Annotated in this window: 14 protein-coding genes; 6 read left to right on the top strand and 8 right to left on the bottom strand. The window is 56.2% G+C overall.

Translation table 11 applies throughout. The features are described 5' to 3' along the window. Positions 1 to 175: 175 nt before the first annotated feature. Positions 176 to 1,516 carry an adenosylhomocysteinase gene (gene ahcY, locus Poly41_RS07440; protein ID WP_146525290.1) on the bottom strand — a complete coding sequence of 447 codons (1,341 nt, stop codon included), beginning with the start codon at positions 1,514 to 1,516 and terminating at the stop codon, positions 176 to 178. Between the two features lie 418 nt (positions 1,517 to 1,934). Then, positions 1,935 to 2,609 (bottom strand): phosphoribosylanthranilate isomerase, encoded by a 675-nt coding sequence (locus Poly41_RS07435; protein ID WP_231615486.1) that lies wholly within the window; start codon positions 2,607 to 2,609, stop codon positions 1,935 to 1,937. A 117-nt stretch (positions 2,610 to 2,726) separates the two neighbouring features. Here Poly41_RS07435 and Poly41_RS07430 point away from each other — a divergent pair, with 117 nt between their 5' ends. Further along, the gene (locus Poly41_RS07430) at positions 2,727 to 3,422 is read left to right on the top strand and encodes a hypothetical protein (protein WP_146525289.1); all 696 of its coding nucleotides are present in this window, start codon (positions 2,727 to 2,729) and stop codon (positions 3,420 to 3,422) included. Positions 3,423 to 3,479: 57 nt separating this feature from the next. Here Poly41_RS07430 and Poly41_RS07425 read toward each other — a convergent pair whose 3' ends face one another. Then, the gene (locus Poly41_RS07425) at positions 3,480 to 4,112 is read right to left on the bottom strand and encodes a cyclase family protein (RefSeq protein WP_146525288.1); all 633 of its coding nucleotides are present in this window, start codon (positions 4,110 to 4,112) and stop codon (positions 3,480 to 3,482) included. Positions 4,113 to 4,158: 46 nt separating this feature from the next. Then, entirely contained in the window at positions 4,159 to 5,067 is a 909-nt protein-coding gene (locus Poly41_RS07420; RefSeq protein ID WP_146525287.1) for a cation diffusion facilitator family transporter, read from the bottom strand. 366 nt (positions 5,068 to 5,433) lie between these two features. Between Poly41_RS07420 and Poly41_RS07415 the strand changes: the two genes are divergently transcribed. The 4 genes from Poly41_RS07415 to Poly41_RS07400 are packed head-to-tail and all read left to right on the top strand — an operon-like array spanning position 5,434 to position 7,814. Beyond that, positions 5,434 to 5,892, top strand: a complete 459-nt coding sequence (locus Poly41_RS07415) for a hypothetical protein (RefSeq protein ID WP_146525286.1) — start codon at positions 5,434 to 5,436, stop codon at positions 5,890 to 5,892. Between the two features lie 10 nt (positions 5,893 to 5,902). Next, positions 5,903 to 6,349 (top strand): TadE/TadG family type IV pilus assembly protein, encoded by a 447-nt coding sequence (locus tag Poly41_RS07410; protein ID WP_231615485.1) that lies wholly within the window; start codon positions 5,903 to 5,905, stop codon positions 6,347 to 6,349. 5 nt (positions 6,350 to 6,354) lie between these two features. Beyond that, positions 6,355 to 7,386: a vWA domain-containing protein gene (locus Poly41_RS07405; RefSeq protein ID WP_231615484.1), complete on the top strand. Its 1,032-nt coding sequence runs from the start codon at positions 6,355 to 6,357 to the stop codon at positions 7,384 to 7,386. 5 nt (positions 7,387 to 7,391) lie between these two features. After that, complete coding sequence (locus tag Poly41_RS07400; RefSeq protein ID WP_146525284.1) at positions 7,392 to 7,814, top strand: TadE/TadG family type IV pilus assembly protein; 423 nt, start codon at positions 7,392 to 7,394, stop codon at positions 7,812 to 7,814. Positions 7,815 to 8,023: 209 nt separating this feature from the next. Here the strand turns inward: Poly41_RS07400 and Poly41_RS07395 are convergent, their stop codons facing one another. Then, entirely contained in the window at positions 8,024 to 8,485 is a 462-nt protein-coding gene (locus Poly41_RS07395; RefSeq protein WP_146525283.1) for a superoxide dismutase [Ni], read from the bottom strand. Positions 8,486 to 8,658: 173 nt separating this feature from the next. Next, the gene (locus tag Poly41_RS07390; RefSeq protein ID WP_146525282.1) at positions 8,659 to 9,483 is read right to left on the bottom strand and encodes a carbon-nitrogen hydrolase family protein; all 825 of its coding nucleotides are present in this window, start codon (positions 9,481 to 9,483) and stop codon (positions 8,659 to 8,661) included. A gap of 48 nt (positions 9,484 to 9,531) precedes the next feature. Between Poly41_RS07390 and sthA the strand changes: the two genes are divergently transcribed. Further along, positions 9,532 to 10,923 (top strand): Si-specific NAD(P)(+) transhydrogenase, encoded by a 1,392-nt coding sequence (gene sthA / locus Poly41_RS07385; RefSeq protein ID WP_146525281.1) that lies wholly within the window; start codon positions 9,532 to 9,534, stop codon positions 10,921 to 10,923. Positions 10,924 to 10,926: 3 nt separating this feature from the next. On the opposite strand, the gene Poly41_RS07380 is transcribed toward sthA, so the two are convergent. Together Poly41_RS07380 and Poly41_RS07375 are read right to left on the bottom strand one after the other, a co-directional pair. Continuing rightward, the gene (locus Poly41_RS07380) at positions 10,927 to 13,248 is read right to left on the bottom strand and encodes an autotransporter outer membrane beta-barrel domain-containing protein (RefSeq protein WP_146525280.1); all 2,322 of its coding nucleotides are present in this window, start codon (positions 13,246 to 13,248) and stop codon (positions 10,927 to 10,929) included. Positions 13,249 to 13,468: 220 nt separating this feature from the next. Further along, positions 13,469 to 15,259, bottom strand: a complete 1,791-nt coding sequence (locus tag Poly41_RS07375) for an ABC-F family ATP-binding cassette domain-containing protein (protein WP_146525279.1) — start codon at positions 15,257 to 15,259, stop codon at positions 13,469 to 13,471. Positions 15,260 to 15,280 lie beyond the last annotated feature (21 nt).

The raw sequence follows: 15,280 nt of genomic DNA, 5'->3' as shown, positions 1-15,280 counted from the left end.
TAGGAAGTGAGAGGAGAGTGTGGGCATCCGAAAAGTTAGATGCTAAATGATTCTTGCGCGAACGTGCAGTGGGCAAACACCCGGCGGCGGTAGGAACGCGGTGGCGTCCTGTAAAAAAACCCGGCCACCATCGATGACCGGGTTGTTGCAGTTCGAAAAAGCGGAGGCGATAGGCCTAATACCGATAATGGTCCGGCTTGTAAGGGCCTTCGACGGGGACACCCATGTATTCCGCTTGGTCCGCTGTCAAGGTCGTGAGTTTGACACCAAGTTGACCGAGGTGCAGTCGGGCGACTTCTTCGTCCAATCGCTTGGGCAGCATGTAGACTTGCGTCTGATACTCGCCCTCGTTGTTCCAAAGTTCCATCTGAGCGAGAACTTGATTGGTGAACGAGGTGCTCATCACGAAACTGGGGTGGCCGGTCGCACAACCTAGATTGACCAATCGACCTTTTGCCAAAATGATCACGCTGCGACCCGTGTCCTTGAACGTGTAGCGATCCACGGCACCGATGTCCGCTGGTTTGATCTCGTCCTTGCTGGCTCGACCCGCTACGACTTCGGATTCCAACCAAGCAATATCGATTTCGGTATCAAAATGTCCGATGTTGCATAGGATCGCATCGTCAGCCATTTCGACCATATGCTGACCAAGGATAATGTCCTTGTTGCCAGTCGTGGTGACGTACAATCGACCTTCCTTGCAGGCTTCTTCCATCGTCGTGACTTCAAATCCTTCCATCGCCGCTTGAAGCGCGTTGATCGGATCGATTTCGGTGACGATCACCCGGCAACCGTAGCGTTGCAGGCTGTGGGCGCATCCCTTGCCAACATCGCCATAGCCGCAGACGACAGCCACTTTGCCCGCCAACATCACGTCGGTCGCTCGTTTGACACCATCGGCCAACGACTCGCGACACCCGTACAAGTTATCGAACTTGCTCTTGGTCGCCGAGTCATTCACGTTGAACGCCGGTACCTGCAGGCGACCACTGCGGTTCAAGACTTCCAAGCGATGAATCCCCGCCGTGGTTTCTTCGCTGATTCCTTTGATATTCGCCAGCAACTCGGGGAATTTGTCATGGACCATCGCGGTCAGGTCACCGCCATCATCGAGGATCATGTTCAAAGGTTCACCCGAAGGGAAGTGCAACGTTTGCTCGATGCACCAATCAAACTCCTGCTCGTTCATCCCTTTCCAGGCATAAACGGGGATGCCCGCAGCGGCGATTGCCGCTGCAGCATGATCTTGGGTGCTGAAAATGTTGCAACTACTCCACGTGACTTCGGCGCCAAGTTCGATCAGCGTTTCGATCAGCACGGCGGTTTGGATCGTCATGTGGAGGCAACCGGCGATCCGAGCACCGGCAAGGGGTTTTGATTGACCATACTTCTTGCGAAGGGCCATCAACCCCGGCATTTCGTTTTCGGCAAGCTGGATTTCCTTGCGGCCATATTCCGCAAGCTTGATGTCCTTAACCTTGTAAGGAAGTCGGTTGGTTTCGACTTGTGACACAAATACACTCCAAAAGGAAGAGAAGGGAACATTGGAGTAAGCACGTCAGAGGGGTTGCGGACCGAGCACGGGGACTCCCGCTGGTTCGCAATCCCCCGAACGTACTCACAATTTCGGTGGTGCGGTACGACGTTGGCAGGATCGAACTTCTAAGTAGAAAGCATCGAAAAACAGCTTGAGGCCGCCGTTCGCCACAGCAGTGACCGCATTTGTTCCCGCATGATAAACGGTCCTTTCGATTTTGGCAGGGGCAAAATGTCGCGTTTTTTTTCGCTCGCAGCACCCACTCACAGCGTTTTTCAACACTTCTCGGTGAATCCCCCCCCCTCCATGAATGATCCCGCTGATACGATTCGAGCCACCCTAGGGGAGCGGGCGAACGTGATCCGAGCGGCAGCTCGCTCATTGTGGCGCTGTGCTACGAGAAGGAGGCGGCCAAGCAGAACTGCTCGATCAAACGTGCTGATTTCTGACCCCTCGGCGATTCGACACCGCTCGCCACATCAACCGCTTTCGCATGGGTGGTTCGAATCGCCTCGGCGACGTTGTCAGGACGAAGCCCCCCCGCGAGCCCCCAATCAACTTGCCGCCTGTCATTTGACCAGCGGCCAATCGAGGACCAATCGAGCCGCTGGCCACTACCGCCATGAGCGGATCCGCCATCGGCATCGAGCAAGACCCCATAGCCCGCATCCACCCACGGATCGACCGCAGCGGCAATTACAGGCACCGTTAACGCTCCGACCGGCAGCTTAATGGCCCGCAATAGCGGCAACGGTGAGACCGCGATGGCAGTTGCATCGGCCAACGATTCGTCACCATGCAACTGCACGCGATCGATCAAATCCGCGGTTACGATCGTCCTAATGTTCGCTGCGGATTCGTTCACGAAAACCCCCACACGATGAAGCCCCTGCTGTTTCGCATATTGAGACAGATCAAGGGTTGATGGGGCCGACGGATCGAGGTAGCGGATGCTTTTTGGATAAAAGTTCAGCCCGATCGCGTCGGCGCCGGCTCTTCGGACGGCGTCGATGTCTGACTTGAGTCGTACGCCACAGATTTTGACATGAAACACGTTTGTTGCACTCACAACCGGAACAATTCAATGGATTTCGCCCCCCCGGCTTGCCGATAAGCAGAAGACGGCGTGCGCGGGAAGTCAAGCACCGATCCTTCGAGCCCTCATCCTACGAGACGACCCTGACGCATGACAAACCGTGGTTACCGAAACGTCGCCATTACCGATTTGGTGCTCGTTGCGCTCTCGACGATCGTCTTGTCACTGAATCTGCTTCCAAAACCGGAGCCCCAGCAAGAGGTGATCGTGCAACATGCCGACGGCAAGGTGGCGCGTTATGCGCTGCCAGTGAGCCACCCTGAAGTGGTTCGGATCCGTTGTGGCGAAGCGGCGATGCCCTCTACCGAAGAACTGATCGCTCGATGGCAAGAAGAAGTGTCGCGATTCTACGCTCAGGATCACCGGGTTGCGGCTCTCGCGGAAAAGGACAGCAACTTGGTTCAGGTCTCCTATCGCACGACACCGGTAAAGCAACGGAAATCAACAAGATCGTCCGAGCCCATTTTTTCTCTCGGACAGCGGATCGAGCCTCCACACCCGCTGCGGAATTTCGTGATCGCTGGAGCGGCCGGAATCTCGCTTGCGGTGCTGTTTGCGGTTTGGAGCGTCCTCTTTCCGGCAAGAAAGCTCCTTCACCGGCAAGCCAAGAGCACGGCGAATCCTTCGAGCGACCCGGTTTCGAGTGGTGTGTTGGCGATTGAACTTCCTCCACAATGGGTATCGCTTCACCAAGGAATCGCCGTTCGGCTGCGACAGCTTTGCACGTTTGCGCTCGTGATCGTCTCCTTGGTCGTCGCCGGCATGTCGTTTTGGGGGCTAAGTTAGCCCAAATCGCCGCTGCAAGGCCTGCGTGATCCATTTCCATGGACGTGAAAGTGACCGTCAGTGCTGCTCAATCGCAACCGCGCGTACCGGAGTGCCGTCACCGCCGACGACTTTTAAGGGGAGCGCGATGAAATCGACGATGTCTTGCGAGATTTGGTCCAGGTTGGTCAGCCCTTCCACAATCAAAACGTTGCCTCGAAAGAGGATCTGGTGAATTTCGGTGACTTCATCCATGTTGTTCACGTCCGCGACCGACGGAGGTTCCACACCGAGCAATGCAACTTGTCGTTGGACAAGCCAATCAGCCAGGCTTTTCGAGATTCGCGGCAAATCATTTCGGTATTCTGGCGATCCATAACGTTTTGACCAATCGGTCCTTAGCAGCAATCGGCATCCAGGCGTGACCTCGTCATCCACCGCAGCGAAATCCTCGACTTGAAGCAGTTGTTTGGGTTGCGTAGGGGTCAGGTTGACAACCCGTGCGGGCCCCAGGGCGACCGACAAATCTTGGGCATCGATGTGACGTCCCTCCGGCAAAAAGTGGCACGGCGCATCCATATGCGTGCCACAGTGGGAATAGAGCTCCATCGTTGTCGCATTCCATCCATCGGTGGCGATTCGTTTTGCGGGTGAGAGACGGACACCGGGCATGTCGCTGTCGATGGGCAAGCTAAGATCAATGATTCGCATCGCGAGGCTCGTTAGGGAAAAATGCTTGATGGTTTGGAGCAAGCGGTCAGAGCGATCCCGACTCGGCTTGTCGGCATTGGGTCTGATCGACACTGCGTTCAAATTGAATCGTCACATGGCCAATGTTGAAATCTTGATGCAAGGCTTCCGCAATTTGACGGAGCATTTCGTCCTCGTTATCTGCATTCGGTTTAACCAGGTGTGCCGTCAATGCGACTTCGGTCGTGCTCATCGCCCAGACATGCAAGTCGTGGACGCCGCGAACGTTTGGCAACCCCGATAAATAGTCGGACACTCGATCGAGGTCAATTCGCGATGGGACCGCTTGCAACAGCAAGTTGATGGATTCCCGAAGCAGTCCTAGCGTTGCAAAGAAGATCACTCCGGCGATCACAAGGCTGGTCATCGGGTCGATCCAGTTCCAGTGGGTCCAGATGATGATACCGCCGGCCACGGCAACGCCCAAGGACAACAAAGCGTCGGCGGCCATGTGAAGGTAAGCACCGCGGATGTTCAAGTCGCCATGGCGGCCGCGCATGAACAGCATGGCCGTGGCGGCGTTGATCAGGACGCCGATTAAAGCAACCAAGACGATCGTTGGTGCGACGACGTCCGTGGGGTCTCGCAAGCGGTGGACGGCTTCCCAGGTGATGCCACCAATCGCAACCAGCAGCAACAAGGCGTTCATCAATGCAGCCAGAATCGTTGAGCTGCGCCAACCGTATGTTCGTCTGCCGCTTGGCGCTACCTTGGCCAGCGCGTATCCCCCCCATGCTAACAACAACCCCAGGACGTCACTCAGGTTGTGCCCGGCATCAGCGAGCAGCGCAAGCGAATCCGTCCAGAAGCCAAAACTCGCTTCGATCAAAACGAACGCGACATTCAATCCGACGCCGATGGCGAACGCCGGGCCGTAGTTGTGGGCGTCATGATGATGGTGAGCGCATTGATGCATCGCAAAACGTTCGCACGGAATGAAAACAGTAGCAGCGGCCCTATCGAAGGCTCCGCAAATTGTAGCAACTCCACAGCGCGATGCGACCGCATGCGAAATGTCCCAAGCGGAAGGCCAACATGTTCCGGCTGCCCTAAGCCATGAACTCGTTGTAATGCGATTAATCTGCGAAGCGGGTGCAATCGCCCCAGCAGCCACAACCGTACCCACGTGAATCGATGCAAGGGGAAGCTGATGGAATTCTTCGTCTCGGCCCGAAGGCATGCTTGATGCGTGAACTAGGCTCTGAATGAGAATCAATGGACTCTCGACTGTTCCGATGAAACAGTATCAAAGTCACGGCCACCATTGAGATAGAACCAAGTCATGTCTGAAAGTAAAGCTCGTCGCAACCGGAAACTTGTCGACCGAGAAGTGCAAGGCGGATTGATTCGTAAGATCACCGTTCACTGGATCGTCTTTTTTATCTGTAACGCAATCGCCTTGACGATTTGGATTCGTCTGTTCGAGCAACCCGATGCAGATTGGGGAACCACCGTCGGTGACACGATGCGGCGATTCTTCCCGTTTTTCGTGATCACGATGGCCCTGATTCCTGCATTCGTGTGGGATACGTTGAAGCTGACCAATCGTTTCGCGGGTCCGATTCTGCGGCTACGCGGAGCCTTGGCGGAAGTCAGTACGGGTCGTCGTGTCGCCCCGTTGTCATTCCGTGGCAATGATTTCTGGCAAGAAATGGCAGCTGATTTCAACGCGGTTGTTCAGCGGTGTGGAGCAGACACACACGCCGACGATAAGTCAACCGACACAGGCTCAGAGGCATAATCCGTTGATCGTGACAACCAAGAATCCAAAACGCTTCGTCGAAGCGAAGTCGTCCCGTGCGAACCCCTCTTGCCGAAACCAGCGACGCGGGGTCGCCGCAGTCGAATTCGCCGTTTGTTTGCCGGTCATCGTGCTTTTAGTCTTCGGATCGATCGAAGCAAGTAGCTTTATCTTTTTGAAACAATCGCTCAGTGTTGCAGCCTACGAGGGGGCGCGAGAAGCGTCCCTGAGTCAATCAACAAGTGCTGCCACCACCGCACGATCGGAGAATATTCTCAACGCCAGAAACGTCGTTGATTTCGAGGTCTCGTTCCCGTCGGGCACGCCCGAAGCCGCCGCGCGGGGATCGGAAGTGGCGGTCGAAGTGGCCGCGCCAACACAAACCAATAGCCCATTGGCAGGGCAGTTCATTACGAATCGAATCCTCCGAGCCCGTGTGGTGATGGTAAAAGAATGAATCACATGAAACACAAAATGCAACGGACAAACCCCATGCGTCGCCGCGGAGCGATGTTGGTGTTGATCGTGTTCATGCTCATCGGCTTCATGATGGCCGTCACGTTTTCCGTGGATATCGCGCAAATGCACCTATCGCGAACGGAGCTTCGTAGCGCGACGGATGCTGCCAGCAAAGCCGCGGCATTGGAATTGTCGATGACGCTCGATCGTGATCTAGCAGTTCAGCGTGGCCAACAAATCGCTGCGCTCAATACCGTCAACAATCAGCCGCTGATCATTGACGCGGGCGAGTTTGAATTTGGCCATAGCGAAGAGTCGCTTTCGGGGAAGTTCGATTTCGTTTCGAATCAAACGCCGCTCAATAGCGTAAAAGTGAACGGGAAACGAACCGTCGATTCGCCGTCGGGGGCCGTGCCGTTATTCTTCGGCAACATGGTCGGTTTTTCTTTCTTCGAACCGCAATCTCACGCCACCGCCACCTACATCGAACGCGACGTCGTGTTGGTGGTGGACCGCAGCGGATCGATGGCCGGCCAGAAAATTAGCGACCTGCGCGCAGCCATCGACATTTTTGTCGCGACGCTCAACGACACTTCGGTGGACGAGCAGGTTGGGCTCGCGTCTTACAACGACCAGTCAACCCAAGATGTTCAATTGACACCGAACTTGTCACAGATTTCATCGGCCATGGGGTCGATGCCTGTCGGAGGATGGACCAGCATTTCGCGAGGGATGGATGCCGGTGAAGCCATCATGAACAACAGTCGCGATTCGAACTTCGTGGAACGCACGATGATCGTGATGACCGACGGTCAACACAACCGAGGCGCTGAGCCACGGACGTCGGCCACACGCATTGCAGCCGACGGAGTCACCATTCACACGATTACATTTGGTGCGGGTGCCGATATCGTCAGGATGCGAGAAGTCGCCACGATCGGAGGTGGCAAGCATTATCATGCCGCAAGTGGTGCGGAACTTCGTGAGATCTATCGTGAAATTGCTTTGACGCTTTCTACCATGATGACGGAATAGACAACATGAAATCTGGTCAGCCGATCCGAGTGAAGTATCGACAAACGGCAAAGCGACAGGGAGCCGTGATGGTAGAATTTGCCATCGTTGTGCCGCTGCTGTTCCTGTTCTTCTTTGCCGCATTTGAGTTTTGTCGCGCTTCGATGATTCGGCACACTGCCGACAATGCCGTCTACGAGGCCGCACGGACGGGGATCATTCCCGGTTCTACTGCTGCGGATGCCCAGCAGACAGCAGAGGCGATCATGAGTTCGCTGGGTGTCACGAACGTCAATGTCCAAGTGACCCCCAGTACCATCGATCGTGATACCCGTGAAATCACTGTCCGGGTCAACGTCCCGCTGAGCGGCAACAGTTTTGTCCCGATCAACTTCATCCACGGCGACATCACACGTGAATTGACGATGCGACGTGAGGGCGCCAGCTAGCAAAGGATGCTGTGGCACACCGACGGGCCCGACCCGCGACCTCACGAGGCCGATGCAACCCCGCGAAGCTCTGCAGCTCTTCGCTTGACGTTGCGCAGACGCAGCCGGTTTGCCGACACCCTGGAATCATTGGCCGTTGCTCCGCAGGCGATGCCTACGGGAAACATGCCAACGTGTCCGCCGTCAGTGCGGAGGCGTGATCTTCCGCCTTAGTGCGAGTGCTCAAAGGTAGGCTCTTTGCCTTCATAGGCCCGATAGAAGTCGAGAATCGTGTCTTCTAGCGCTTTTGCGGTCGCGGGGTCCGCTGATTGCTTTGCCTTCATCGCAGCGACCATGACGGCGTGAGCTGCCATCAATTTCTTCCCGTAACTGGGATCGTCCATCTTGATCCGCTGGGCCATGAAGTAGGACGCGATCGTTTCTTGAATCCGCGACGCGTGTTCTTCCTTGGTGATCACCCAACGGCCAGCCTGATTGATCGATTGGGCATCAAATTCGGATTGGGTCATCTTGTTGACTTCGAGTTGCGCTTTCGAAATCGTATGCTCGTCTTCGAGCATTTGTTCGAAACGCATTTGATCGCCATAGATGCCGCAGGGAACTTGACAATGAGCCGAGGCGACCGAAATGGACCCGATCAGCAGAGCAACGGAAAGCAGAGAACGTAGCATTTGGAAAATCCTTGGGTTGTGGAAGACAAAAGTGAGAAACGGTTACGAAATAGCAGTATACGACGAACAGGCCGACGGGTGTGAGAAAAATCCAACGTACGTCACTCCGCCGCAAGTCGCTGTGGCAGCCTGCGCTCGCCCAACACCGCAGCCGGCAAAAAGCGGTTTCGCCGTCATTCTGATTCGGTGATTCTGCCGTAGAATTCAGGGCAGCGGTCTTTGAACCGATCGATGACGTGGGTTCCCGGTGTCCGTTCAATTCGTTTGTTGCGAGCCTCGGTAAGGTTCACGTCGGCGTAGAGAATGACTGGCGCATTATCGTGGCTTTGCGCTAACACGACGCCATCGGGCCCACAGATCGAGCTGCGACCGCAGAACTCGAACCCTCCCTCGCTGCCGATGCGATTTGCGGCGACGAAAAATAAGTGATTTTCCATGCTCCGCGCTGGCGGCACGATTTGTGCCGTTCGTTCGGCTGCGGTGGGCCAGTTCGTGCCGAGGGCAATGATCTCGGCACCCCCGAGGCCCAGCACTCGCATCGGCTCTGGGAAAGAACTGTCGTAGCAAATCGCCAATCCCACTTTGGCCTCTCCGGCGGGAAAGGCTTGATAGGGGATATCGCCGCGGTCGACGAACCGATCCACACCCAGATGGGGCAGATGGATTTTGCGGTAGTGTCCCGCAATCCCGGCGGGGCCAACCAGGACCGATGCATTGAAAAGACGCTGTCCATCGGTTTCCAGAAACCCAAAGGTCACGTGGAGTCGCCGTGCTGCGCAGACTTGTGCGATCTCCCCGAAAACGGGGTGATCGAGCGTGATCGCTTGTTCCATGGCATGGTCACGGCTTTCGTAGGCATAGCCTGAGAGCATACACTCGGGCATCACCACCAATTCCGCGCCACGTTTGCTTGCTTCCCCCAGCGCATCGCCGATGCGATTTTGGTTCTCGGATCGGTTGGCGAAGCCAATATCGGTTTGGACGCAGGCAATCAACATCGTAAAAACGTTCCCAAAAACTCACTTAGCAAAACAGACACCCAGCTCATGAACCATTCAAAATTCGACTACGATCTGTTGGTCCTCGGTTCCGGCCCAGGCGGTGAAGGGGCCGCCATGCAAGCCACCAAGGGCGGGATTCGTGTCGCGGTCGCTGAAAGATATACGCAAATTGGCGGCGGGTGTACCCATTGGGGGACCATCCCCAGCAAGGCACTGCGTTACACGATCACGTCGACCATGAAGGCACTGCGAAACCCAACCTTTCGAGAAATGGGGGTTCATGTCAGCCCGACGCTCGAGCAAATGCAGCGGGGAACTCAAGCGATCATCAGCCAGCAGGTGTCGATGCGGCAATCGTTTTATGAACGCAACAACGTCCCCGTGCTGCGCGGCAATGCTCGATTTCTTGATGAGCATACGGTCTCGATCGATGGCTGCGAGCCGATTCGAGCAAAGCATTTCGTGATCGCGACGGGATCGCGGCCCTGGCATCCACCGGACGTTGATTTTGACCATCCACGCATCTACGACAGTGATTCCGTGTTGAACATGGCTCACAAACCGACAACGATGGCGGTCTATGGGGCAGGAGTCGTTGGTACCGAGTATGCATCGATGTTTCGCAACATGGGCATCAAGGTCAACTTGATCAACACGCGTGAAAAGCTGTTGGAATTTCTCGATGACGAAATCGTCGATGCACTGGCGTACCACCTGCGCGATCAAGGCGTCATCATTCGCCACAACGAAACGATGGAGAAGATCGAAGGAACCGACGATGGTGTCGTGTTGCATTTGGTCAGCGGCAAACGTGTCAAAACCGACGCGTTATTGTGGGCAAATGGACGCACGGGAAATACGGACAACCTGGGCCTCGAGACCATTCCGCTGGAAGCCAACAGTCGCGGGCAGTTGGTTGTCGATGAGCAATTTCAAACATCGATCCCTCACATCTATGCGGTGGGGGATGTCATCGGTTTCCCCTCGTTGGCCAGTGCTGCCTACACGCAAGGACGCGCCGCAGCGATGCACCTGCTTGGCAAAGTTGATGGCAACCTTCGTATCAACGACATCCCAACGGGAATCTACACCTCTCCCGAAATCAGTTCGGTTGGCAAGACGGAACGCGAGCTAACGGCTGCCAAGATTCCCTATGAAGTCGGACATAGCTTGTTCCGCTCCTTGGCACGGGCACAGATCACCGGCGAAACCACCGGCATGCTGAAGATCCTGTTCCATCGTGATACGCTGGAAATTCTCGGTGTGCATTGCTTCGGAGCCAATGCTTCCGAGATCGTACACATTGGCCAAGCAATCATGAATCAGCCTGCGGGCCACAACACGCTCGAGTACTTTACCGAAACGACGTTCAACTACCCGACGATGGCCGAAGCCTACCGGGTTGCCGCGCTGAACGGAATGAACCGGCTGTTTTAACCGCTACCAACGGGCTTCCAATCCCGCCGCCCCGGTGTGCAGGGATTGAATGTCATTGACTTGGCCTTGGTAGCCGAACAGTGCGGTGGCGTGTTGCAAAAAGGACCACTGCAGATTGACTCCCACGACCGCCCAGTCGCGGCCAAGATCCAGCCCGCGAACGGTCATGCTGGTGGAATCGATCGTCGGTTCTTCGAAGGCAGCGACGAAGTTCTCGTGCGTATCGGTGTACTCGTGCATCCAGCCGAGACGCAGTTTGGTGATGGCCGGTCCAATGCTGGTTGGGCCCGCTTGTTGCACCGACAAGCCGAGGACGCTGCGAAGGGAATCGGCATCGATCGCGTTGCCAATCAGATTGACCGACGAGGCTCCCGTTTCATGGATGTTGTCTTGATCGACTGCGGCGTACTGCATGGCAAAATGAGGCATCCAGGAGGTGATTCCCGATTGGAAGATCTTGCCGTATTCCAACATGCCGAAGACTTGCGAGCCGTCGAATTGGCTCGCGGCTACACGATGGATGTCGCTGCCGGAAAGGGAGAGCGTGCGGCGAACGTCGTAGCGTTGATAGCCAGCACCCGCGATCCCGAGCAGGTAGCCGGCCGTTCCGGAATACTGCGCCGAGCCGCCAAATTGATAGCTGTCGACGTCGGCGTCTTGGGAAATCCCATCGGTGGCGACGTCCGACCAGGCGAGGTTCGTAAACACACCGAGGTCGAGCCCGCTTGAAAACGCTCGCTGCACGGCGATCTCGGTTCCTCCGAGGCGATAGTTGAAGCCACGGGTACCGCAGTCATCCGTGTCGGCATCGCCGCCGATGCCGTATCCTCGGATCCATCCACGGGTCTGATTCGGTGAGTGGCGAAGGCTATCGAGCAGCAATTGGTCACGCAGCATCGCCATGCTGAAGCTGGTGTGTTGAAGCTGAGCGGAAACCAGTGTCGGGTAAATTTGTCCGCCAAGTTGATCGAGGCCTGCTTGGATGGATCCCGTGGTCGAGAATCTCAATGCATCGATCACATCCGCTAAGTCCCCCGAGGCACCCGGGCGTTGCGCGTCGAGGTAGCCGCCAATCGTCGTCTGATTACAGCTTTCGCCAATCGCGGCGAACGAAGCAGCCGCATCGGTCAAGGTAACACTTACCGATGTCGCTGTTTGGTTGAGGACGCTGTCAAAGAACGGGTAATCATCAACGGCCTCGGTAAAGGATCCCGTGATCGTGCCACCCGCGGTCAGGAACGTATACGGAGTTCCGGGGGTGAACGTACTGATCACGTTGACGTCCACTGTGCCGCCATTGAGCGTCACATCGCCGGCAACGAGGTACTGGTCGTTGGTCACGTCATCGATGTCCACGACAACCGTCCCACTATTGTTGGTCAAGTCGTTCCCAAAATTCAAAGTGCCGACAACCCCCTGCTCCCCGGCGTCCAGCATGCCTCGATTGCTGGTGTTGCCGGTCAGGTTGCCGCTCCCCACCAAGGTGGCGCCGCTATCGACGTTGGTTGTTCCGCTGATCGTGCCATCGATCTGGACTGCGGCGCCCGTCTCGATCAGGGCGTTGCCGCTAACGGTCCCTGTTGTATTGAGCACCAGATTGCCATCGACGCTGAGGTTTCCATTGACGATTCCGTCGATCGTGGCGTTCGCTGCGCTATCCACATTGGCGTTGCCGTTCAGGGTTCCAGCGATCGTAGCCTGGGCATTGGAACCGATGGTGGTCGTGCCTGTGATCACTCCCGCGGCATCGAGCTGAAGATTGCCGTCGACATCGACGTCGCCGGTGATGGTCCCATCGATAACGGCAATTCCGCTGCTGCTGACGTCGAGGTCGCCGCTGAGTGTGGATCCTGCACCGAGTTGCACTTCGCCATTGACTGTCATGTTTCCTGTGACATTCCCCACGATCGTCACATCGGCTGCGGGACCGATCACCGTTGCCACCGTGATCGTCGTCGCGGTGTAGGTCGTATCGCCAAGCAGCGTCAACCGCCCGCTTCCAACCGGGGAGAGTGTCGCTCCGGCAATGGTCAATGCAGGGGCGGCGGTACTGTCGATTGTCAAGTTTTCGATAAAGGGTGAAATGGGCGACAGCAGCGAGATCGTCTGAGCCGTCAGCCCCGAATCGAACACGATGCGATCGCCTCGCACGGAATCGGCAATCGCTTGCCGGAAGGATCCAGGACCGGAATCTGCGGTCGTTGTGACCGTGATGTCCGCAGCGGACAACCACGAGCTGGCGAGCAGGAAGGATCCCACCACGAGCATCTTGAAGCTAGCCCATCCCATTGCGGTCCATCGTCTCGTTGGCGGGATCGTGGGCATCGGATGGCAGCCTTGCTAGCGGGAACGTGAACCTGTGACGCTATTCGTCAACTTCGGCAAATCAGGGTCAACCGTCACAGTAAATAGGAGTCCTGCGACCGGCCATTTCGTCATAACGGCTACGACCACCGCTACAATCCGCATAAGTTCTCGCCAAGATCGCCGCGTTTTTTCGAATTGCCAACCCTGTCTCGAGCATGAACCGCGACACACGCGGCCTTCATTCGTCGCTACTGAGTTCCAACCATCGTTCTTCGGCCGTTGCCAATTCTTCTTCGAGCGACTTGATTTGCTCGTGCAGTTTCATGGCTGCGTCAGGATCGGTTTCGGTGAGCATTTGATTGTTTAGGCCCCGTTTATCATCATCGAGGCGGGCGATTTTTTTTTCGAGGTTCTTGATTTCTTTCTCGGTCTTGCGTTGATCGCGAACGTTCTTGCGGTAGTCTTCGGCCGAGGTCTTGGATGAGGACGACTTGGAGGATCCCGGTTTGCCACCCGATTGAGCCGCTCGGTCTCGTTCTCCATCATCGACTTCCTTTTCGACCGATTCAAGATAGGTGTCATAATCACCAAAGTAGTTTTTGACGCTCCCGTCACGGACTTCGATCACGCAGGTGGCGATGCGGCGCATGAAATAACGGTCATGGCTGGTGAAGATCACGGTTCCCTTGTAGCTTTGCAGGGCTTCGGCGAGGGCTTCGACGGTTTCAACATCCAAGTGGTTGCCCGGTTCGTCGAGCACGAGCACGTTGGCATTGCCGAGCAGTAGCCCGGCCATGCACAAGCGGGCTCGTTCGCCACCGCTGAGTACCTTCACCTTTTTGTTGATTTGATCGTCGCGAAATAGCAGGGAACCGGCCATCGCCAGGAGTTCCTGGCGCGTCGTATCGGTATTGCTATGATATTCCAGGTGCTCGATCACGGTATGCCGTTCATCGAGGCTTGTGTACACGTGTTGTGCGTACGTCCCGATCTCGACGCCGTAGCCCCATTTCATCTCGCCATCGAGTGGTTCCAGCGAATCGACAATGGTTCTCAAGAGCGTTGTTTTACCTTGTCCATTGTCACCGACGATCGCCGCCCGTTGACCATGTTCAAGCTCGAGTGTGATGTCGTCGGCGACTCGGTTTTTGGGGTAGCCGATCGCAAGTTCGTTGCAGCGGAACACGGTGCCTTGCCGCGGTTCGACTCGTGGCGCCCGCATGTAGACGGTCGGTTCATCGGTTTGAATTTCTGTCGTCTGTAGCCGTTCAAGCTGCTTAGCTTTACTTCGAGCTTGGCTTGCCGTTGAGGCATTGGCGCGGTTCTTTTCGATAAACCGTTGCAATTGTTTTTGTTTGGCGGCAACCGTTGCGTTGACGCGGCGATCGTGTTCGCGGCGTTCTTCGCGGTATTCGAGAAAGGGGCCGATTTTTCCTGGGAACATGGTCAGTTTGCCACGTGACAGTTCGAGGGTTTGCGAACACGTCGCTTTCAAGAACGCTCGGTCGTGGCTGACGATCAAGGCGGCTTGCCGGAACTCACGCAGGAAGTGCTCGAGCAGAATCTGGGTTCGCAAGTCGAGGAAGTTCGTCGGCTCGTCGAGCATCAACAGATTGGGATCGTGTAGCAGCAGGGCCGCCAGTTTGACTCGCGTTTGCCAGCCACCCGAAAGCGACTTGACCGGGCCTTCGAGGTATTCGCCCTTGAGTTCAAATTGTCCCGCCACTTCGCCACATCGCCACTCGGGCTGTTCGGAGTCGCGCATCAAGAAGTCGAGCGCCGATTCGCCGGGAACGAACGGGTCGTGTTGTCGCAAGTATCCGATCCGTAAGCTCGGATGTTGGATGATTTCGCCCTGTTCCAGTTCGTCTTCGCCAAGCAGCACGCGCAAGAGAGTCGATTTGCCGGCTCCGTTTCGCCCAATGAAACCGACTTTCACATCGTCGACCAGCGAGAGGTCCGCGTTATCAAGGACGATTTGGTCCCCGAATCGTTTGTAAGCTTCGCGAAGTTGTAGCAGTACAGCCATGCTAATGAACAGATTCTCTAG

It is taken from the genome of Novipirellula artificiosorum (assembly GCF_007860135.1).
Taxonomy (GTDB): domain Bacteria; phylum Planctomycetota; class Planctomycetia; order Pirellulales; family Pirellulaceae; genus Novipirellula_A; species Novipirellula_A artificiosorum.
Note: the sequence above shows the minus strand (reverse complement) of the source record. Positions and strands in the feature narration are given on the sequence as shown.